Source organism: Comamonas sp. BIGb0152, from assembly GCF_024809975.1.
GTDB lineage: Bacteria > Pseudomonadota > Gammaproteobacteria > Burkholderiales > Burkholderiaceae_C > Comamonas.
Map to the genome: position 1 here is coordinate 133080 of NZ_JANUDY010000008.1, position 19951 is coordinate 153030.

Genomic DNA, 19951 nt, shown 5'->3' on the forward strand with positions numbered 1-19951 from the left:
CGTTTGCGAATGTGCTGCTGAGGGATTGCTTCGGAGATGGAAGCGTTTGGAGCAGACAACAAAAAAGCCATTGCACGTTGTGCAATGGCTTGATGTTTGGTGCCCAGGAGAGGACTCGAACCTCCACGGAGTTACCCGCTAGTACCTGAAACTAGTGCGTCTACCAATTCCGCCACCTGGGCTTTCAGGATGGAGCAATTATAGGGGTGGGTTGGACGCAGTTTTGGGGAAAGCGCAAAAATTTTCTCAAAAAAGATAGCGATGAACGCTGGCCTGCTGGGTGCTGCCGAGCTTTTGGTGGCCAGCAAAGCGAAAAGGCTGCTGCACATGGTGTGCAGCAGCCTTTGCTGTTTGGTGCCCAGAAGAGGACTCGAACCTCCACGATGTTACTCGCTAGTACCTGAAACTAGTGCGTCTACCAATTCCGCCATCTGGGCTTTCAGGAAGCCGCAATTATAGGGGTGATTTTTTGCGCCAAATCTGAAATGGCGGAAAATTTTGGTGCGGCCCTGTTGTCAGCGGATCCAGCACGGCAGTGCGGGTGGATGCATTCCGCAAAGGCGCTGTGGCTGCCTGGTGCGCCGCCGTTTGTCTTGCCATGGGCCGCCGGAAAGCATCCCTGCAGTGAGATGGATGCCGTAAGGGTGGAAGGCGGTTGGGCTACAGGCAAAGAAAAAGCCGCTGCACAAAAAGTGCAACGGCTTATGTCTGGTGCCCAGGAGAGGACTCGAACCTCCACGATGTTACTCGCTAGTACCTGAAACTAGTGCGTCTACCAATTCCGCCACCTGGGCTGATGATGCAGGGCAGTGCCCTTTATCGACTTTCCTAAAAAACCACTGTAGAAACAGTCAGTAAAGACTGATTTTTCACCGTTTTCACAAAACAAGTTGTACTTGTCGTTAAACTTGGTGCCCAGGAGAGGACTCGAACCTCCACGGAGTTACCCGCTAGTACCTGAAACTAGTGCGTCTACCAATTCCGCCACCTGGGCATTTCAGGAAAGAATCAGATTGTATATCAAAAAAACGGCTTCCAAAACAGGAGCAGATAATTTGTCAGAAGAAATTGAAGGTGTAGTCCAAGGCCACCGTGAAGGCCACGGCTTTGTGATCCGGGATGACAACGAAAGTGACATCTACATCCCCGCCAATGAGATGCGCGCCGTACTGCACCGCGATCGGGTACGAGCCCGCATCGTGCGCACCGACCGCCGCGGCCGCCCCGAGGGCCGCATTGTTGAAATCATCGAGCGCTCTGCGCAACCCATCATCGGCCGCTTGTTGCAGGAAAGCGGCGTCTGGCTGGTGGCGCCTGAGGACAAGCGCTACGGCCAGGATGTACTGATCCCCAATGGCGCCATCGGCGCTGCCAAGACTGGCCAGGTCGTCGTGGTCGAGCTGACCGAGCCGCCGGCTTTGTTTGGCCAGCCCGTGGGTCGCGTGATCGAGGTGCTGGGCGAGATTGACGACGCCGGCATGGAGATCGAGATTGCGGTGCGCAAATATGGCGTGCCCCATGAGTTCTCCGAAGAATGTCTGGCCCTGGCCAAGAAGCTGCCCGACAAAGTGCGGCTGGCAGACCGCAAGGGGCGGATTGACCTGACGGATATCCCGCTGGTCACCATCGACGGTGAAGATGCGCGTGACTTTGATGATGCCGTGTACTGCGAGCCCACCAAGATTGGCCGCACCAAGGGCTGGCGCCTGTTGGTGGCGATTGCCGATGTGAGCCACTATGTGCAAAACGGCAATGCCATCGATGTCGATGCCTATGACCGTGCCACCAGCGTCTACTTTCCGCGCCGCGTCATCCCGATGCTGCCCGAGAAGCTCTCCAACGGCCTGTGCTCGCTGAACCCGAATGTGGAACGCCTGTGCATGGTGGCCGATATGCTGGTCTCCGCCGATGGCGAGGTGCAGGCCTACCAGTTCTACCCGGCGGTGATGCACAGCCATGCGCGCTTTACCTATACCGAGGTGGCGGCGATTTTGGCCAATACCCGGGGGCAAGAGGCGATCAAGCGCAAGGAGCGCGTGGCTGATCTGCTCAACCTGCACGATGTCTACAAGGCCTTGCTGCTGGCGCGTGGCCGCCGTGGCGCGGTGGATTTTGAGACCACTGAAACCCAGATCATCTGCGATGAAAACGGCCGCATCGAGAAAATCGTGCCGCGCACCCGCACCGAGGCGCACCGCTTGATCGAAGAGGCCATGCTGGCGGCCAACGTCTGCGCGGCAGACTTTATCCAGCAAGGCGGCCAGCCGGGGCTCTTCCGCGTGCACGAGGGCCCCACGCCCGAGAAGCAAGACATCTTGCGCGGCTACTTGAAGGCCATGGGTGTGGGCATGTCCATCAGCGACGATCCCAAGCCCGCCGAGTTCCAGGCGATTGCGCAGGCCACCAAGGACCGGCCCGACGCCCAGCAGATCCACACCATGCTGCTGCGCTCCATGCAGCAGGCGATCTACACACCGATCAACAGCGGCCACTTTGGTTTGGGCTACGAGGCCTACACCCACTTCACCAGCCCCATCCGCCGTTACCCGGATTTGCTGGTGCACCGGGTGATCAAGGCCATCTTGTCGGGCAAGCGCTACCAATTGCCCCTGCTGCCCACGCCGGGCGAGGCGGAGGCCAAGCTCGCCAAGCGCCTGGCCAGCCGCGTGGCTGCGCCCAAGCAAAAACTGCAAGCCGAGCGCGTGCAGCGCGTCTCGCGCGAAGTGCAAGCCTGGGAGGCTGCCGGCCTGCACTGCAGTGCCAATGAGCGCCGCGCCGATGAAGCCAGCCGCGATGTGGAGGCCTGGCTCAAGTGCAAGTACATGCGCGAACACCTGGGCGAGGAGTATGGCGGCATGGTCTCGGCGGTCACCTCGTTTGGCTTGTTCGTGACCTTGGACCAGCTCTATGTGGAAGGCCTGATCCATATCACCGAGTTGGGCGGGGATTACTTCCGCTTTGACGAGATGCGCCAGGAGCTGCGCGGCGAGCGCACCGGCATTCGCTACACGATTGGCACGCGCTTGCAGATCCAGGTCAGCCGGGTTGATCTGGATGCGCGCAAGATCGACTTCCGTCTGGTGCGCGATGGCGAGGATGGTTCCAAAACGCCGGCCTCGCCCGCCCGCGCTGCCAAGGTGGCAACGTCGCCAGGCAGTCGCCAGCGCGACGGACGGGATGAGGCCTATGACGCCCAGCGCGCCAGCCTCAAGCGTGGCAAGCCCAAGGGTGCACCGCACGGTGCCAGCAAAACGCGCGGCAATGACCGCAGCGCTGGGGCCAGTAAACAGCCGGGACAGAAGACCCCGCGCAAGCGCCGTTAAACGCGCATTGTGTGACTATGATTAAAGCCAGGCCATCACTGCGATGGCCTGGCTTTTTTGTTGACCCAAGGAGTACGAATGACCGAGAAGACGCGCAAGATTGCGGTGGTGACGGGTGCTGGCACCGGCATAGGTCGCGCAGCGGCGCTGGCCTTGATGAAGGATGGCTGGTCTGTGGTGCTGGCCGGCCGCCGTGCGCAGCCGTTGCAGGAAGTGGCCAGCCAGGCGGCAGATGCGAACCAGGCTTTGGTGGTGCCCACCGATGTGGCCGACCCGGTCGCGGTGAAGGCGCTGTTCGATGCGGCAGTGGCCCATTTTGGCCGGGTGGACATGCTGTTCAACAACGCCGGGCGCGGCGCGCCAGCCGTGCCGATTGACGAGCTGCCGATCGAGACCTGGCAGGATGTGGTCAATGTCAATCTCAATGGCATGTTCTATTGCTTGCAGCAAGCCTTCCGCGTGATGCGCCAGCAGTCACCGATGGGCGGGCGCATCATCAACAACGGTTCGATCTCGGCGCATGCGCCCCGGCCCATGTCGATTGCCTACACCGCCACCAAGCATGCGGTGATGGGCCTGACCAAGACCGCCGCGCTCGATGGCCGCAAGCACAACATTGCCGTGGGCCAGATCGACGTGGGCAATGCCGGCACCGAGCTGGCGATGCGCATGACCCAGGGCGTCATGCAGGCACATGGTGAGATTGCGCCCGAGCCGCTGATGGATGTGGATGTGGTGGGGCAGTCGGTGCTCTATATGGCCAATCTGCCGCTGGAGTGCAATGTGCTGTTCCACACCGTGATGGCGACCAAGATGCCGTTTGTGGGGCGCGGCTGAGGCGCGCTGCAAGCTAGCCCGGGCGCTGCAGGCTGCGCGCCAGGCGTGAGGCCGTCAGCATCCGCTGCGGCGGCCAGGTGTCGGCGGCATGGCCGTGCAGCCAGACGGCGTTGAGCAAGGGCTGCCAGGCATCGGCCCATGCAGCGCCTGGCGGCAAGGCGGCCAGGTGCGCGCCGATGCAGCCGGCCAGCACATCGCCGGTGCCGCCTATAGACAGGCGTGCATTGCCGCTGTGGTTGATGGCGTAGCGGCCGTCGGGCGCGGCCACCACCGTGCCGCTGCCTTTGAGCACCACCAGGCACTGCCATTGCTGCGCGGCTTGCCGTGCCGCGCCAATGCGGTCGCGCTGGAGGGTGGCGGTATCCGTGGCCAGCAGGCGGGCCAGCTCTAGCGGATGGGGCGTGAGCACCGTGGGCCCGGCTAGGCTGGCACGCTGTACCAAGGCTTGTTGCAGCGCTGCGCTGCTGGCGATGGCATTGAGCGCATCGGCATCCAGCACCAGGCTGCCCGCATGCGCCAGCGCCTGGGGCAGAGCTGCCGCCACCAGACTGCCCCCGCCGCAGCCGCAGACCAGGCTGCCGCGCAGCGCCTGCAGCCCGGGCAGCGAGCGCAGCATGATGTCTGCTGCGATGCCTGCCGGCCGCGCGGACTGGGTGCTGCTGCCCAGCAGGTGGAGCATGACGCGGCCTGCGCCGGCATGCAAGGCGGCGCTGGCCGCCAAGATGGCGGCGCCTTCCATGCCCTGGCCTTCTGCGCCCCATGCCTGTCCCCCCAACACCCCGACATCCCCAAATTGGCCCTTGTGGCTGTGGTGCACCAGCGTCGGTGCCTGCGCATGGCTGACCAGGCGGCCTCCATCCAGCCCTGTGCCATCCAGGGGAGCTGCCTGGTCGCAGCGCCAGATCGGGTTGTGTGCGTCGAGCGGGGCCAGCCAGACCTCGCCAGCCCAGTCGCGGCCGTGCAGCGTGAACAGGCCGGGCTTGAGCCCCAGCATGCTGAGGGTGAAGCGCCGCCCGCGCGGTGCTTGCGGTACCGCATCCGCCAGCCAGTCTGCCCATGCGCCGGTATCGGCGCTCAGGCCAGAAGGGGTGTCAATGCACAGCACATCGCGCTCGGTGTGCAAGAGCTGTTGCAGCCAGGATAGGGCAGGGCCCTGAGGCATGGAGGCGGTGTCCGTGCGCAAGCCGATACCCCAGAGGGCGTCGATGGCCAGGTCGAAATCAGCCGGCGGCGCATTGCTGCAGACCAGGCCTGCAGCCTGGGCGCGTTGCAGCGCTTGCGCAGCGTCGGCTGGCGCAGCGTCGGCTGGGCCCGTGCGCCCCGCGCCCGTCGCCAGCGACAGGTGCACAGCCTTGCCGGCAGCCCGCAGGTGGATGGCCGCTTCCAGGCCGTCGCCGCCGTTGTTGCCCGCGCCGCAGGCAATCCAGATTTGCCGGGCGTGGGGTGCCAGGGCCAGTGCCAAACGTGCCGTGGCTTCGCCGGCACGGGCCATCAAGGTATAGCGGGGGAGTTGGCTGGCCATGCCATGCTCGCGCGCCCGTATCTGCTGGGTGCTGAGCAGCGCAGGGTAGGGGCGGTCGGCGGCGGGGTGCATGGCGCTATCGTAGCGCAGGGGTCAGCGCAGGCGCTGCAGGCCAAAGGCTTGGGGGTCGACGGTGGGGCTGTGGCCCATCAGGCTTTGGCGCAAGTGGTGGGCGCAGCCCATGGACAAGCCCCAGCCATAGCCACCATGGGCGGTGTTGAGCCAGATGCCCGGGATGCCCGATGGGCCCACGACGGGCAGGCCGTCGGGCACGGTCAGGCGGGTGCCACGCCACATCTGCAAGATGGACTGGCTGGGTTGGATGCAGCCGGGAAACCATTCGAGCAGCACGCTGGTGAGCAGGTGGCGGGCCTCTTCCATGCGCTCGGCGCTTTCGGGGTAGCCCAGCTCTGCGCCGCCGCTGATGCGCAATCGTGACCCCTGGCGGGTCAGGATCATGCTGTTTTCCAGGTCAATCACCGAGCCGCGCGGCGCCAGCGATTCCTCACTGATCTGGATGCTGGCGCTGTAGCTGCAGATGGCGGCGCTGGGCAGTTGCACATCCAGCGGGCGCAGAAGGCGGTTGGTGTCGCCGCCGGCGCAGAGCACGGCGGCATCGAAGTGCTGCTCGCTGTCCGCCAGCTGCAGCCGCACCCCGCTGCCTGTGCTGTGGATGCTGCGCACGGCATGCTGCGTGTGCAATTGCAGGCCATGGGGCTGCATTGCCTGGAGCAGGCCTTGGGAGAAAAGGCGTCCATTGCCAGACCAGGCCTCGGGCAGGTGAATGGCGCAGGCCATCTGTATATCAGTGGCCAAGCCGGGCTCGATGGCGCGGGCCTCCGCTTCGTTGCAGCGCCGGTAGTCCACATGCGCGGCCGACAGGCGGCGGGTGAGTTCATACAGCGCTGCGGCACCGGGCTCCTTGCGCAGCGGCAGCAGCAGGCCCTGGCTGAACTGGCCACCGATGTCCAGCAGCTCCTGGACATGCTGCATGCGCTGCATCGCCAATAGCTCCAGTGCTTGCAGTGCAGGCAAGGTTTCGGCGTCGCGCTGCTTTTTTGCAAAGGCCTGCTGGCGGCGGGCCCAGCGGCGCGGGGCCGAGAGCACGGCGCCTTGCGCGCGCAGCTCTGCGAAGGGTGGGCGAGCCATGCCCAGCTGCAAGGACTGGCTAAAGGCGCTGGCACCCCAGGGGTTGATGACGCAGGGCCACATCAGGCCGGAGGGTGCAAAGCTGGCTTCTTCGCCGGCAGCGCGGTGCTGTTCAAAAACACGGACCTCGTTGCCGGCCTCCATCAGCTCAAATGCAGTTGCAATACCTGCAATGCCTGCACCAACGATCGCAATTTTCATAACAACACAAGGGGGGCGGTTCAGAGGAGGGACGGCACGGCGTATGCAAGCGTTTGCAAAAACCGTGCATTCGAGTGCCAGATTGTGCCCAGGTTTTCTATGCCCCCGCGGTTGCGGGCGCCACTGCTTGCCAAAAAAGGCAAGCAATGGTCAAACAAGGCCGCATGGGGTTTGTCGCAGCCTGACCGGAGCTATGTTAGAATCCTAGGGTTTTGCCGAGTGTAGCTTGCTGCGCTGGGTAAAAACAAAATCGCAAACCTGCCTACCTAAGGTGTTGCGGCTGCCAGCGTTCAAAGCATGGCGGCCGTGATAGTTGGGCAGAATTTTAGACCTAACCTTCGGAGAAGATATATGTCCGTTACGATGCGCGAGATGCTGGAAGCCGGCGTCCACTTTGGCCACCAAACCCGTTTCTGGAACCCCAAGATGGGCCAGTACATCTTTGGTAGCCGCAACAAGATTCACATCATCAATCTGGAAAAGAGCCTGCCTCTGTTCCAGGATGCACAGAAGTTCATCAAGCAACTGACCGCCAACCGCGGTACCGTGCTGATGGTCGGCACCAAGCGCCAAGCGCGTGAGACCCTGGCTGCCGAAGCACAACGTGCTGGCGTGCCTTACGTTGACCAACGCTGGTTGGGCGGCATGCTGACCAACTTCAAGACCGTCAAGACCTCGATCAAGCGTCTGAAGGACATGAAGGCTCAGCAAGAAGCCGGCCTGGAAGCCATGAGCAAGAAAGAGCAACTGATGTTTGCTCGTGAGCTGGAAAAGCTGGAAAAGGACATCGGCGGCATTCAAGACATGAACGCACTGCCAGATGCCATTTTCGTGATCGACGTGGGCTACCACAAGATTGCCATCGCTGAAGCCAAGAAGCTGGGCATTCCTCTGATCGGCGTGGTTGACACCAACCACAACCCAGAAGGTATTGACTACGTGATCCCTGGTAACGATGACTCGGCCAAGGCTGTGGAGCTGTATGCTCGCGGTATCGCTGACGCGATCCTGGAAGGCCGTGCCAACGCTGTGAACGACGTGGTCAAGGCTGTGTCCGGCGAAGAAGGCGACGAGTTTGTGGAAGTGGAAAACACCGCTGCTTAATCCACAGGGCTGCCCATTGGGCCGCGAATGAAAAGCGGGGCTCCAGATTAGCCCCGTTTTTTTTAACCTACGTTTCCACAAACCCCCTAATTGAACTGAATACGGAGAGAAAAATGGCAATTACCGCAAGCATGGTGGCAGAACTGCGCGCAAAGACCGATGCGCCAATGATGGAATGCAAGAAGGCCCTGACCGAGGCTGATGGCGACATGGCCAAGGCGGAAGAGCTGCTGCGCGTCAAGCTGGGCACCAAGGCCGGCAAGGCAGCATCGCGTATTGCTGCTGAAGGCGTGATCTCCGCTTTCGTCGAAGGCAACAACGGCGCCATCATCGAAGTCAACAGCGAAACCGACTTCGTCTCCAAGAACGACAGCTTCCTGGCTTTGGCCAATGCGGCTGCCAAGCTGGTTTCCGAGAAGAACCCTGCCGATGTGGCTGCGCTGGGTGCGCTGGCCTACGAACAAGACGGCTTTGGCCCAACTTTGGAAGATGTGCGCAAGGGCCTGATCGGCAAGATCGGCGAGAACATGTCTTTCCGCCGCTTCAAGCGCTTTGAAGGCACCAGCCTGGCGCTGTACCTGCACGGCACCCGCATTGGTGTGATGGTCGAGTTCGAAGGCGACGCCCAGGCTGCCAAGGATGTGGCCATGCACGTGGCTGCGATGAAGCCAGTGGCACTGACCAGCGCCGATGTGCCTGCAGAGCTGATCGAAAAAGAGCGCGCTGTGGCGGCTGCCAAGGCTGAAGAGTCGGGCAAGCCAGCGGACATCGCTGCCAAGATGGTTGAAGGCTCGGTGCAGAAGTTCCTCAAGGAAGTCTCGCTGTTCAACCAGATCTTCGTGAAGGCTGCGGACGGCAAGCAGACCGTTGAGCAGATGCTCAAGGCCGCCAACACCACGATCAAGAGCTTCACGCTCTACGTGGTGGGTGAGGGCATTGAGAAGAAGGTGGATGACTTCGCTGCCGAGGTCGCCGCGCAGGTTGCGGCCGCCAAGGGCCAGTAATCATCCTGACAAAGGGGCTACGGCCCCTTTGTTTCACCTATCGTTTTTTCACCCATCCCCACACACCTGGAGCTTTTCACCATGTCCAACAGCCCTGCCCACAAGCGCATTCTTCTCAAACTCTCCGGTGAAGCTCTGATGGGGGATGATGCCTTCGGTATCAACCGCGCAACCATTGTGCGTATGGTGGAGGAGATTGCCGAGGTCACCCGCCTGGGTGTGCAGGTGGCCGTGGTGATTGGTGGTGGCAATATTTTCCGCGGTGTGGCTGGCGGCTCGGTCGGTATGGACCGTGCGACGGCGGATTACATGGGCATGCTGGCCACGGTGATGAATGCACTGGCTCTGGCCGATGCGATGGACAAGCAAGGCCTGACGGCCCGCGTGATGTCGGCCATTGCCATTGAGCAGGTGGTCGAGCCCTATGTGCGTCCCAAGGCGCTGCAGTACCTCGAAGAGGGCAAGGTGGTGGTGTTTGCTGCAGGTACGGGCAACCCCTTCTTCACCACCGATACCGCAGCAGCACTGCGTGGTGCTGAAATTGGCGCAGAATTGGTGCTCAAGGCCACCAAGGTCGATGGTGTGTACACGGCCGATCCGATGAAGGATCCCACTGCCACGCTCTACACCAAGCTGAGTTTTGATGAGGCGATGAGCCGCAATCTGGGCATCATGGATGCCACAGCCTTTGCGTTGTGCCGGGATCAGAAGCTGCCTATCCGTGTATTCTCCATCATCAAGAGTGGCGCGCTCAAGCGTGTAGTGATGGGCGAAGAAGAAGGTACGCTGGTCTACGCCTGAGGGCTGACTGGTGAGCGCCAAGTGCACAAATAAGGTAGTTAGGAGTTGATAATGACAGTCGCAGAAATCAAGAAGAATCTCGAAGGCAAGATGGACCAATCGATTGCCGCCTTCAAAAACAACCTGACCAAGATCCGCACCGGCCGCGCCAACCCCGCGCTGCTCGATAGCATTCAGGTGGACTACTATGGCTCGATGGTGCCTTTGTCCCAAGTGGCCAACGTGGCCTTGGTCGACAGCCGCACCATCAGCGTGACACCCTGGGAAAAAGGCCTGTCTGCCAAGGTGGAAAAGGCCATTCGCGAAAGCGACCTGGGTCTGAACCCGGCCTCTATGGGCGATCTGATCCGTGTGCCCATGCCGCCGATGAGCGAAGAGCGCCGCAAGGAAATGACCAAGCTGGTCAAGGCCGAAGGCGAAAACGCCAAAATCGCCATCCGCAACCTGCGCCGCGATGCCAATGAAGGCGTCAAGAAGCTGGTCAAGGACAAGGAAGCATCCGAGGACGACCAAAAGCGCTCGGAAGCCGATGTGCAGAAGGTCACCGACAAGCACATCCAGTTGATCGACCAACTGGTGGTCGAGAAAGAAAAAGACATCATGGCGGTTTGATCCGCCTCGATGGATCTGTTTTCTCTCGCATGACTGCAGCTGTAATACCCCACCACATCGCCATCGTGATGGATGGCAATGGCCGCTGGGCCAAGCGCCGGTTCTTGCCGCGCCTGGCTGGCCACAAGCAAGGCGTTGATGCGCTGCGCCGCTGTGCCAAGGCCTGCGCGGAGCGGGGCGTCAAGGTGCTGACCGTGTTTGCCTTTTCTTCCGAGAACTGGAACCGGCCCACCGACGAAGTCGATGGCCTGATGAATCTGCTGGCAGGCGCCCTGGCCAAGGAAGTGCCCTCGCTGGCGCGCGATGGCATTCGTTTGTTCTTTGTGGGCGACCGGGCGTCTTTGTCGGCCAAGGTGCAGGCCGGCCTTGCGCAAGCAGAGGCAGCCACGGCACACAATGAGCGCATGGTGCTCAATGTCTGCTTCAACTATGGCGGCCGCTGGGATATTGCCCAGGCGGCAGCCAAGCTGGTGGCGGCCCAGCAGCCGATCACCGAGATGGCCATGAACCAGGCGATGGCGCTGGCCCATGTGCCGGACCCGGACCTGCTGATTCGCACCGGCGGTGAGATGCGCATCAGCAATTTTCTGCTCTGGCAGTCGGCCTACTCGGAGCTGTATTTCAGCGACAAGTGGTGGCCCGATTTTGATGAGCAGGCCCTGGATGCGGCGATTGCCGAGTTCCAGCAGCGCGAGCGGCGCTTTGGCAAGACCTCGGAGCAGCTGGCTCCATCCCCTGCTTAGTGCGCACATGACTGGTACCTGCCTCGGCGGGCCCCAGTCTTCTTTTTTTCCAGGAGAACCATTTGCTCAAACAACGCATTCTCACGGCCATCGTTCTCCTGTTGATTCTGGTGCCGGCCATTGTGGCTGGCAACCCCGTTCCCTTTGCCGCGCTGATGCTGTTGGCTGTGGTGGCCGCTGCCTGGGAATGGGCGCGTCTCAACGGCTTGAAAGCTGTGGCCAGCTATGGCCTGGCTGCGCTGGCCTTGCTGATGTGTGGCGCCGCCTGGGCCATGGGCTGGACGCAGGCCGCACTGCCGCAGCTGTGGCTGGTGGCGGGTGCTGCCTGGGTGCTGGTCGCGGCCTATCTGCTCAAGGCCGGGGTGCCTGGCTGGGCACCTATCCCCCGCGCGCTGCGCCTGGTGGTGGGTGTGCTGGCGCTGTGGGTGGCCTGGCTGGCGATCGCCCAGGCCAAGTGGATGGGGGTGAATTTTCTGCTGTCGGTGTTTGCCTTGGTCTGGATGGCCGATATCGGTGCCTATTTTGCAGGCCGCCAGTTTGGCCTGCGGTTTACCAAGAGCAAGCTCGCTCCGGCGATCAGCCCTGGCAAAAGCTGGGAAGGCGTTTGGGGCGGTGCACTGGGTGTTGTGCTGATGGCTTTGGTATGGAGCTGGGCGGACCGCCATGTCGGCGCGCAAGTACCCAGTCTGTATAGCCGCTTGTGGGATTTCTCGCCTTGGCTGATGGTGCTGGCCTGCGTGTTTCTGGCCGGTATGAGCGTGGCGGGTGACCTGGTGGAGTCACTGGTCAAGCGCAGTGCCGGCATGAAGGACAGCAGCCATCTGCTGCCTGGCCACGGCGGCGTGCTCGACCGCATCGATGCCATCTTGCCAGCGGTACCGCTGGCGCTGATGCTGCTGCAATTTTTGGATAAGTGAAACTCGCGATGACCATGCAAGTTACCGTGCTCGGATCGACGGGCTCGATTGGAACCAATACCCTGGACGTGGTGGCGCGCCACCCCGATCTCTACCAGGTGTTCGCCTTGAGCGCGCACTCGCGCGCCGACCTGATGCTGGCGCAGTGCCTGCAGTTCCAGCCGCGCTATGCGGTGATGACCAGTGCCACGGCCGCGCGTGCCTTGCGCGAAGGCCTGCAACAGGCGGGCAGCCGGGTCGAGGTGCTGGAGGGCGAAGCGGCGCTGGAGATGGTGGCCTCCCACAGCGATGTGCATGCGGTGATGGCGGCCATTGTGGGTGCGGCTGGCCTGCGCCCTGCGGTGGCGGCGGCCAAGGCGGGCAAGCGTTTGATGCTGGCCAACAAAGAGGCTTTGGTGGTCGGCGGCCAGCTCTTCATGGATGCCGTCACCGATGGTGGCGCGACCTTGCTGCCGATCGACAGCGAGCATTCGGCCATCTTTCAGTGCCTGCCGGAAGACCCGGCGGTCTGGCCTGCGCGGGTGGACCACATCATCCTGACCGCATCGGGTGGCCCGTTTCGCACCCGTGATCCCGCCACTTTGCGCGATGTAACGCCGCAGCAGGCGGGCAACCACCCCAACTTTGCGATGGGCCGCAAGATATCCATCGATTCGGCCACGATGATGAACAAGGCGCTTGAAGTCATTGAGGCGCGTTGGCTGTTCAATCTGCAGCCCGAGCAGATCAAGGTGGTCATCCATCCGCAGCAGATTGTGCACTCCATGGTGCAGTTTTGCGATGCCTCGGTACTGGCCCAGCTGGGCACGCCCGACATGCGCGTGCCCATTGCTTGCGGCCTGGCCTGGCCCAAGCGGGTGGCCAGTGGCGCGGCACCGCTCGATTTCGTCAAGCTGGCGGCATTGACCTTTGAAGAGGCCGATGCCCACCGGTTTCCGGGGCTGCACCTGTCTTGGCAGGCCTTGCGCGCCCCGCAGGGTACGACCACCGTGCTCAATGCCGCCAACGAGGTGGCCGTGGCCGCTTTCCTCGATGGCCGCATGCGCTTTGACCAGATCTACCAGGTCAATGCGCAGGCGCTGGAAGGGGTGCAGCCCCAGGCGCCGGACAGCATTGATGCGCTGCTGGCGCTCGATGTGGAAGTGCGCGCCTACGCCGAAACCTGTATCTCGGAGCTGGCGGTTTGAGAGGGCTATTGCCCGCCTCAGTAGAATCGCGTTTTTGATAGCAAGGACTTGAGCAATGTTGACCGTTGTCGCATTCGTCGTTGCGCTGGCCATCTTGATCGCCGTGCACGAATATGGCCACTACCGCGTGGCGGTGGCCTGTGGCGTGAAAGTACTGCGTTTTTCGCTGGGCTTTGGCCGCCCCTTGCTGCGCTGGAAGAAGAAGGGCGCAGACACTGAATTTGTCATCAGCGCCATCCCGCTGGGCGGCTATGTGCGCATGCTCGATGAGCGTGAGGCGCCGGTCGCTGCCGAGGAGCGCCACCTGGCCTTCAATGTGCAGCCGCTGCGTGCGCGTGCTGCCATTGTGGCCGCAGGCCCGCTTGCCAACCTGTTGCTGGCTGTGCTCTTGTATGCCTGCGTGAACTGGGTGGGTGTGCGCGAGCCCGCTGCCATTGTGGGCACGCCACCTGCCGCCAGCCTGCTGGCCCAAGCGGGTATGCAAGGTGGTGAAGAAATTGTGTCTATGGGTTTCCCCGATGCGGAGCCCGAAGCCGTGCGTTCGCTGGATGACCTGCGCTGGTTTGTGGCGCAAGCGGCACTGAGCGGCAAGGATGTGGCACTGAGCGCCCGCCCGGGTGCTGGTGCGGCAGAGCGCAGCTACCGGCTGCCTTTGTCCAGCATCGATGCGCGCGAAGCGGATGCCAAGTTGCTCGAAAAAATTGGTCTGACCCACCCCTGGACCGATGCGGTGCTGGGCGATTTTGAGGCCGGCAGCGCCGCTGCGCAATCGGCCCTGCGCAAGGGCGACAAAGTGCTGTCGATCGACGGCGCGCGCGTAGGCGATGGTGGCGAGCTGCGCCGCATGATTCGTGCCTCGGGCCAGCAAGCAGTGCCTGCCGTGCAGGACTGGCTGGTTTCGCGCAATGGCGCGCAACTGCATGTGCCCGTACAGCTGGCGCAAAGCGAAGACGGGGGCAGCAAGATTGGGCGCCTGGGCGCTTATATTGGCGCGCCACCGGCCATGGTGGATGTGCGCTATGGCCTGTGGGAAGGCCTGGCCAAGGGCGCACAGAAAACCTGGGAAGTCTCGGCACTCACCGTCAAGATGATGGCCAAGATGGTGATCGGCCAGGCCTCGTTGCAGAACATCAGCGGGCCGCTGACGATTGCCGAATACGCAGGCAAATCTGCTGAAATCGGACTGACCCAGTACCTGGCCTTCCTGGCGCTCATCAGCGTGAGCTTGGGCGTGCTCAATCTGCTGCCGCTGCCGGTGCTCGATGGTGGCCACCTGATGTATTATCTTTGGGAGGCTGTCACCGGCAAGCCACCCACCCTGCAATGGATGGAGCGCTTGCAAAAAGGCGGTATAGCCGTTTTGCTGCTCATGATGTGCATTGCGTTCTTTAACGATTTGTCTCGGCTCTTGGGCTGACTTTCTTGGCACTGCTGCATAATGAGCGGCTCTGGTTGCTATCACAAATGACATATTCCATCCCTTCTTCGCTTCTTCGCAAGACCACGGCTGCAGCTGCGTTGATGCTGCTTGCCAAGCTGTCGTGGGCTTTGGACCCATTTACCATTCAGGACATCCGTGTCGAAGGCCTCCAACGCGTAGAGCCCGGCACGATCTTCGCGTCCATGCCTTTGCATGTAGGCGACGACTACAACGATGAAAAGGGTTCCGCCGCGATCCGTGCCCTGTTCGCGCTGGGCCTGTTCAAGGACGTTCGGCTCGAAGCCAACGGCACGGTGCTGGTGGTCGTGGTCGAAGAACGCCCCACCATTGCCAACGTCGACTTCCTGGGCACCAAAGAGTTCGACAAGGACGCGATGAAGAAGGCCATGCGTGATGTGGGCCTGACCGAAGGCCGGCCTTACGACAAAGCCCTGACTGATCGTGCCGAGCAAGAGCTCAAGCGCCAGTACATCAACAAGAGCCTGTATGCGGCCGAAGTGGTGACCACGGTCACCCCTATCGAGCGCAACCGGGTCAACCTGACCTTTACCGTCACCGAAGGTGATGCGGCCAAGATCAAGGAAATCCATATCTCCGGCAACAAGGACTTCAAGGAATCGACCTTGACGGACCTGTTTGACCAGGACACCGGTGGCTGGCTCAGCTGGTACACCAAGAGCGACCGCTACTCCAGCTCCAAGTTCAATGCCGATCTGGAGACGCTCAAGTCCTACTACCTCTCGCGCGGCTACCTGGAGTTCCGCATCGAGTCGACCGAAGTGTCGATCTCGCCGGACAAGGAGCGCATCTCCATCAATCTGCAGGTCTATGAAGGCCCCAAGTATGTGGTCTCGGGCGTCAAGCTCGAAGGCAACTACCTGGAGCGCGAGGACGAGTTCAAGTCGCTGATCTCGATCAAGCCCGGTGAGCCCTACAACGCCGACCGCGTGACCGAAACCACCAAGCGTTTCACGGACCACTTCGGCAGCTTTGGCTACGCCTTCTCGCGTGTCGAGGCTGTGCCTGAGATCGATCGCGAAAACAACCGCGTTGATCTGGTGCTCAAGGCCGAGCCCTCGCGCCGTGCCTATGTGCGCCGTGTCAATGTGGCGGGCAACAACCGCACCCGTGACGAAGTGGTGCGCCGCGAGATTCGCCAGTACGAAGCATCCTGGTATGACTCGGACAAGATCAAGCTGTCGCGTGACCGTGTGGACCGTCTGGGCTTCTTCAACGATGTCTCGGTGGACACCCAGGAAGTGCCTGGCGCACCCGACCAGGTCGATGTGACCATGACCGTGCAGGAAAAGCCCACGGGCTCGCTGCAACTGGGCGCGGGTTACTCCAGCGCCGAGAAGGTCTCGCTGACCTTTGGTATCAAGCAGGAAAACGTCTTTGGTTCGGGCAACTACCTGGGCATTGACGTGAACACCAGCAAGTACCACCGTACCTTGGTGGTGAGCACCACCGATCCGTACTTCACGCCGGACGGTATCTCGCGCACCTATGACATGTACTACCGCACCGACCGTCCTTATGACGAGCAGGGCGGTAACTACCAGATCGTGACCACGGGCGGTAGCGTGCGCTTTGGCATTCCGTTCAGCGAGTCCGACACCATCTATGTGGGCGGCGGCCTGGAAAATACCCGCATCAAGCTGGGTACCAATATGCCGGCCGCTTACCTGGACTACGCAACGCGCTATGGCGACACCAGCCTGAACTTCCCGCTGACCCTGGGTTGGTCGCGCGACAGCCGGGACAGCGCGCTGGCACCTAATTCAGGACGGCTGCAGAAGCTCAGCTCCGAGTGGTCGCTGTTTGGTGATGCCCGTTATCTGAAGGGCAACTACCAAATCCAGCAGTACCTGCCTTTGAACAAGCGCTACACCATTGCGCTCAATGGTGAAGCGGGCTGGGGCAAGGGCATGGGCGGCCGTGTCTTCCCCGTGTTCAAGAACTACTTCTCCGGTGGTCTGGGCTCGGTGCGCGGCTTTGAGCAAAATACCCTGGGTCCCCGTGACGTGACCGGTGCTACCCTGGGTGGTGCCAAGAAGGTCACTTTGAATGCCGAGTTCATCGGCCCCATGCCAGGTACCGGCAATGACCGCACCTTCCGCTGGTTCGCGTTTGTGGACGCCGGTAATGTCTGGGGTGATGAGCAGGATTTGAAACTGAATGAAATGCGTGCGTCTGCAGGTATCGGGTTGAGCTGGATTTCCCCACTGGGACCGCTGCGATTGGCGTATGCTCAGCCAATTCGCAAATTCACAGGCGATAAAATCCAGAAATTGCAATTCCAAATCGGAACATCTTTCTAATGAAAACCGTATCTCGTTCTTTCCCATTGCTGGTGTTGGCAGCAGCGCTGTCTTTTGGCGCTGCAGCGCAGGCCCAAGAGTTCAAGGCAGGTTTTGTCAATACGGATCGTATCTTCCGCGAAGCCAACGCCGCCAAGGCTGCACAAACCAAGCTGGAGGCAGAGTTCTCCAAGCGTGAAAAAGACCTGCTGGACCAAGGCAACGTCCTGAAGACGGCTGGTGAGAAGTTCGAGCGCGACGCGCCGACCCTCTCTGAAAGCCAACGCGTGACGCGCCAGCGCCAGCTGGTGGACCAGGACCGTGAATTCCAGCGCAAGCGCCGCGAATTCCAGGAAGACCTGAGCGCTCGCAAGAGCGAAGAGCTGTCGCAGGTGCTTGAGCGTGCCAACAAGGTCGTCAAGCAAGTGGCAGAACAGGAAAAGTACGATGTGGTGCTGCAAGAGGCGGTCTACATCAACCCCAAGTTCGACATCACTGAAAAAGTTCTGAAGGCGCTGAACGCGACTGCCGCTGGCAAATAAGGCAGAGGTACGCGTGAGTCTGCAGCTAGCACAGATCATTGAGGTCCTGGGAGGCCAGCTTGAACAGGCGGACCCCAGCCTGGAAATCCAGGCGATTGCCTCGCTCGAAGATGCGGGCCCCCAGGACTTTAGTTTTCTCAGCAATCCCAAGCTGCAGGCGCAAATGCTCGCGTCCCGGGCGGGCTGCATCGCAGTCAGCCCGCAGATGCAAGCCCAGGCCCGCCAGCGTGGCGGCGCTTACTTGGTGGTCGACAACCCCTACCTTTTCTTTGCACGGCTGACGCAGCTGTGGCGCAAGCACCATGCGATACGCCCCATGCCCGCGGGCATACACCCCTCTGCCGTGGTGGAGGAGGGTGCCGTGATTCACCCCACTGTCTCGGTAGGCCCGCTGTGCCATGTGGCCAGTGGTGCCGTGATTGGCGCGGGTTCGGTGCTGACATCACGCGTCAGCATTGGTGCTGATTGTGTGCTGGGCGAGCGGGTGCTGGTGCAGCCCGGCGCCGTGATTGGCGGTGATGGTTTTGGCTTTGCCAGTGACCAGGGGCGCTGGATCAAGATCGAGCAACTCGGCGGTGTGCAAATTGGCGATGATGTGGAAATTGGCGCCAATACCTGCATTGATCGTGGAGCGCTGCGCGACACCGTGATTGCCAACGGCGTCAAGATCGACAACCAGGTACAGATCGGCCACAACGTGGAGATCGGTGAGCATTCGGCCATGGCCGGCTGCGTTGGCATTGCAGGCAGCGCCAAAATTGGCCGCCATTGCACCGTCGGGGGGGCCGGAATGATTCTGGGTCACCTGGAAATCGCCGACAATGTGCATATCTCGGCGGCCACCGTGGTCAGTCGTTCGATCAGACAGCCGGGCCAGTACACCGGCTTCTTCCCCATCGACGACAATGGCAGCTGGGAGAAGAACGCCGCTACCCTAAAACATCTCCATGCGTTGAGGGACCGAATCAAGGCCTTGGAGCAAACTCAGAAAAACGGCTAAGCCGAGTTCACAATGATGGATATTCAAGCAATTCTCAAGCAGCTGCCTCACCGCTACCCCTTCTTGCTGGTGGATCGCGTGCAGGAGCTTGAGCGCAACACTCGCATCAAGGCAATCAAGAACGTCACGTTCAACGAGCCGTTCTTCACCGGTCATTTCCCCGGGCGCCCTGTCATGCCTGGTGTGCTGATCCTGGAGGCGCTGGCCCAGGCGGCTGGCCTGCTGGCGTTCGATGCCATGGGCCAGGTGCCTGACGAGAACAATATCTACTACTTCGTGGGTATTGATTCCGCCCGTTTCAAGCGTCCTGTGGTGCCGGGAGACCAGCTGGTGCTGGAGATCACCATTGACCGCGTGCGTGGTGGTATCTGGAAGTTCAATGCCGTGGCCAGCGTCGAAGGCGAAGTGGCCGCCGAAGCGCAGCTGATGTGTACCATGCGCCACGTGGAATAGCGGTAGATGACGGCGGTCAGTCCCATCCACCCCACGGCGATCATTGACCCTGCGGCCCAGTTGCACCCCACGGTGTCAGTTGGGCCGTACGCAGTTATTGGCCCCCAGGTTCGCATCGGCGCCAACACCAAAGTAGGTTCGCACTGCGTGATCGAGGGCATCACCACGATCGGTGAGTCCAACCAAATCCATGCACATGCCGCGCTCGGCGGCGTGCCGCAAGACAAAAAATATGCCGGCGAGCCGACCCGCTTGGAGATCGGCGACCGCAACACCATCCGCGAGTTCTGCACCTTCAACACCGGCACCGCCCAGGATGGCGGGGTGACGCGGATCGGTGATGACAACTGGATCATGGCCTATGTGCATATCGCCCATGACTGCCAGGTCGGCAACCAGACCATTTTGGCCAACAATGCGACCTTGGCAGGCCATGTGCATGTGTCCGACTGGGCGATCATTGGCGGCCTCTCGGGGGTGCACCAGTACACCAAGGTGGGCGCCCATGTGATGGCGGGCTTTGCCAGCCATATCAGCCAGGATGTGCCGCCTTTTTGCATGGTCGATGGCCACCCGCTGGCAGTGCGTGGCCTCAACCTGGAAGGCCTGCGCCGGCGCGGCTTCAGTGCCGAGCGCCTGGCCGTCATCAAGCAAGCCTACCGTGTGGTTTACCGCAGTGGCTTGACCTTGCAGGCGGCGATAGAGGCTCTCGACAATCTGCACAGCAGCTGCGAGGCGGAAGCCCAGGCCGATGTACAGCTCATGCTGGATTTTCTGCAGCAATCCAAGCGCGGTATCGTGCGCTGATGCCCGCG

Annotated in this window: 17 protein-coding genes and 4 tRNA genes; 15 read left to right on the top strand and 6 right to left on the bottom strand. The window is 61.5% G+C overall.

Annotated elements, in window-relative coordinates:
• Positions 1–97: 97 nt before the first annotated feature.
• The 4 genes from M2375_RS16105 to M2375_RS16120 form a co-directional block, all read right to left on the bottom strand.
• Positions 98–182, bottom strand: a tRNA-Leu gene (locus M2375_RS16105).
• A 170-nt stretch (positions 183–352) separates the two neighbouring features.
• A tRNA-Leu gene (locus tag M2375_RS16110) sits at positions 353–437 on the bottom strand.
• A gap of 272 nt (positions 438–709) precedes the next feature.
• Positions 710–794 (bottom strand) — tRNA-Leu (locus M2375_RS16115).
• A 115-nt stretch (positions 795–909) separates the two neighbouring features.
• Positions 910–994 (bottom strand) — tRNA-Leu (locus tag M2375_RS16120).
• Positions 995–1013: 19 nt separating this feature from the next.
• Between M2375_RS16120 and rnr the strand changes: the two genes are divergently transcribed.
• Both rnr and M2375_RS16130 read left to right on the top strand, forming a co-directional pair.
• The gene (rnr, locus tag M2375_RS16125; RefSeq protein ID WP_259168878.1) at positions 1014–3323 is read left to right on the top strand and encodes a ribonuclease R; all 2310 of its coding nucleotides are present in this window, start codon (positions 1014–1016) and stop codon (positions 3321–3323) included.
• A 78-nt stretch (positions 3324–3401) separates the two neighbouring features.
• Positions 3402–4160 (top strand): SDR family oxidoreductase, encoded by a 759-nt coding sequence (locus M2375_RS16130; protein ID WP_259168879.1) that lies wholly within the window; start codon positions 3402–3404, stop codon positions 4158–4160.
• A gap of 13 nt (positions 4161–4173) precedes the next feature.
• Here the strand turns inward: M2375_RS16130 and M2375_RS16135 are convergent, their stop codons facing one another.
• On the bottom strand, positions 4174–5754 hold the full coding sequence (locus M2375_RS16135; RefSeq protein WP_259168880.1) for an NAD(P)H-hydrate dehydratase: 1581 nt from the start codon (positions 5752–5754) through the stop codon (positions 4174–4176).
• A gap of 21 nt (positions 5755–5775) precedes the next feature.
• Positions 5776–7032 carry an FAD-binding oxidoreductase gene (locus tag M2375_RS16140; protein ID WP_259168881.1) on the bottom strand — a complete coding sequence of 419 codons (1257 nt, stop codon included), beginning with the start codon at positions 7030–7032 and terminating at the stop codon, positions 5776–5778.
• A 351-nt stretch (positions 7033–7383) separates the two neighbouring features.
• Here M2375_RS16140 and rpsB point away from each other — a divergent pair, with 351 nt between their 5' ends.
• The 13 genes from rpsB to lpxA all read left to right on the top strand — a co-directional run bounded on the left by rpsB (position 7384) and on the right by lpxA (position 19943).
• Complete coding sequence (rpsB, locus tag M2375_RS16145) at positions 7384–8136, top strand: 30S ribosomal protein S2 (RefSeq protein WP_259168884.1); 753 nt, start codon at positions 7384–7386, stop codon at positions 8134–8136.
• 113 nt (positions 8137–8249) lie between these two features.
• Positions 8250–9140, top strand: coding sequence for a translation elongation factor Ts (gene tsf, locus M2375_RS16150; protein WP_259168885.1), 891 nt, complete (start codon positions 8250–8252; stop codon positions 9138–9140).
• Positions 9141–9221: 81 nt separating this feature from the next.
• Positions 9222–9941, top strand: coding sequence for a UMP kinase (gene pyrH / locus M2375_RS16155; protein ID WP_259168887.1), 720 nt, complete (start codon positions 9222–9224; stop codon positions 9939–9941).
• A 51-nt stretch (positions 9942–9992) separates the two neighbouring features.
• Positions 9993–10553 (top strand): ribosome recycling factor, encoded by a 561-nt coding sequence (gene frr, locus M2375_RS16160; protein WP_259168888.1) that lies wholly within the window; start codon positions 9993–9995, stop codon positions 10551–10553.
• A gap of 29 nt (positions 10554–10582) precedes the next feature.
• Positions 10583–11296 carry a polyprenyl diphosphate synthase gene (gene uppS / locus M2375_RS16165; protein ID WP_259168889.1) on the top strand — a complete coding sequence of 238 codons (714 nt, stop codon included), beginning with the start codon at positions 10583–10585 and terminating at the stop codon, positions 11294–11296.
• A 62-nt stretch (positions 11297–11358) separates the two neighbouring features.
• Complete coding sequence (locus M2375_RS16170) at positions 11359–12213, top strand: phosphatidate cytidylyltransferase (protein ID WP_259168890.1); 855 nt, start codon at positions 11359–11361, stop codon at positions 12211–12213.
• Between the two features lie 8 nt (positions 12214–12221).
• On the top strand, positions 12222–13400 hold the full coding sequence (gene ispC / locus M2375_RS16175) for a 1-deoxy-D-xylulose-5-phosphate reductoisomerase (protein ID WP_259168891.1): 1179 nt from the start codon (positions 12222–12224) through the stop codon (positions 13398–13400).
• Between the two features lie 55 nt (positions 13401–13455).
• The gene (gene rseP / locus M2375_RS16180) at positions 13456–14817 is read left to right on the top strand and encodes an RIP metalloprotease RseP (protein WP_259168892.1); all 1362 of its coding nucleotides are present in this window, start codon (positions 13456–13458) and stop codon (positions 14815–14817) included.
• 104 nt (positions 14818–14921) lie between these two features.
• Positions 14922–17162, top strand: a complete 2241-nt coding sequence (gene bamA, locus M2375_RS16185) for an outer membrane protein assembly factor BamA (protein ID WP_404979340.1) — start codon at positions 14922–14924, stop codon at positions 17160–17162.
• On the top strand, positions 17162–17683 hold the full coding sequence (locus M2375_RS16190) for an OmpH family outer membrane protein (protein WP_259168894.1): 522 nt from the start codon (positions 17162–17164) through the stop codon (positions 17681–17683). Before bamA ends, M2375_RS16190 begins: the two co-directional genes overlap by 1 nt.
• A gap of 13 nt (positions 17684–17696) precedes the next feature.
• Positions 17697–18683 carry a UDP-3-O-(3-hydroxymyristoyl)glucosamine N-acyltransferase gene (gene lpxD / locus M2375_RS16195; protein WP_259168895.1) on the top strand — a complete coding sequence of 329 codons (987 nt, stop codon included), beginning with the start codon at positions 17697–17699 and terminating at the stop codon, positions 18681–18683.
• A gap of 12 nt (positions 18684–18695) precedes the next feature.
• Positions 18696–19136: a 3-hydroxyacyl-ACP dehydratase FabZ gene (gene fabZ / locus M2375_RS16200; protein WP_021026566.1), complete on the top strand. Its 441-nt coding sequence runs from the start codon at positions 18696–18698 to the stop codon at positions 19134–19136.
• Positions 19137–19142: 6 nt separating this feature from the next.
• Positions 19143–19943, top strand: a complete 801-nt coding sequence (gene lpxA, locus M2375_RS16205; RefSeq protein WP_259168896.1) for an acyl-ACP--UDP-N-acetylglucosamine O-acyltransferase — start codon at positions 19143–19145, stop codon at positions 19941–19943.
• Positions 19944–19951 lie beyond the last annotated feature (8 nt).

What these genes read in the sequence shown, in the direction of transcription:
- pyrH (WP_259168887.1), top strand. Translation starts at nt 9,222, where the DNA reads ATGTCCAACAGCCCTGCCCACAAGCGCATTCTTCTCAAACTCTCCGGT.
- frr (WP_259168888.1), top strand. Translation starts at nt 9,993, where the DNA reads ATGACAGTCGCAGAAATCAAGAAGAATCTCGAAGGCAAGATGGACCAA.
- uppS (WP_259168889.1), top strand. Translation starts at nt 10,583, where the DNA reads ATGACTGCAGCTGTAATACCCCACCACATCGCCATCGTGATGGATGGC.
- rpsB (WP_259168884.1), top strand. Translation starts at nt 7,384, where the DNA reads ATGTCCGTTACGATGCGCGAGATGCTGGAAGCCGGCGTCCACTTTGGC.
- rseP (WP_259168892.1), top strand. Translation starts at nt 13,456, where the DNA reads ATGTTGACCGTTGTCGCATTCGTCGTTGCGCTGGCCATCTTGATCGCC.
- M2375_RS16140 (WP_259168881.1), bottom strand. Translation starts at nt 7,032, where the DNA reads ATGAAAATTGCGATCGTTGGTGCAGGCATTGCAGGTATTGCAACTGCA.
- ispC (WP_259168891.1), top strand. Translation starts at nt 12,222, where the DNA reads ATGACCATGCAAGTTACCGTGCTCGGATCGACGGGCTCGATTGGAACC.
- tsf (WP_259168885.1), top strand. Translation starts at nt 8,250, where the DNA reads ATGGCAATTACCGCAAGCATGGTGGCAGAACTGCGCGCAAAGACCGAT.
- bamA (WP_404979340.1), top strand. Translation starts at nt 14,922, where the DNA reads ATGCTGCTTGCCAAGCTGTCGTGGGCTTTGGACCCATTTACCATTCAG.
- fabZ (WP_021026566.1), top strand. Translation starts at nt 18,696, where the DNA reads ATGATGGATATTCAAGCAATTCTCAAGCAGCTGCCTCACCGCTACCCC.
- lpxA (WP_259168896.1), top strand. Translation starts at nt 19,143, where the DNA reads ATGACGGCGGTCAGTCCCATCCACCCCACGGCGATCATTGACCCTGCG.
- M2375_RS16135 (WP_259168880.1), bottom strand. Translation starts at nt 5,754, where the DNA reads ATGCACCCCGCCGCCGACCGCCCCTACCCTGCGCTGCTCAGCACCCAG.
- M2375_RS16130 (WP_259168879.1), top strand. Translation starts at nt 3,402, where the DNA reads ATGACCGAGAAGACGCGCAAGATTGCGGTGGTGACGGGTGCTGGCACC.
- M2375_RS16190 (WP_259168894.1), top strand. Translation starts at nt 17,162, where the DNA reads ATGAAAACCGTATCTCGTTCTTTCCCATTGCTGGTGTTGGCAGCAGCG.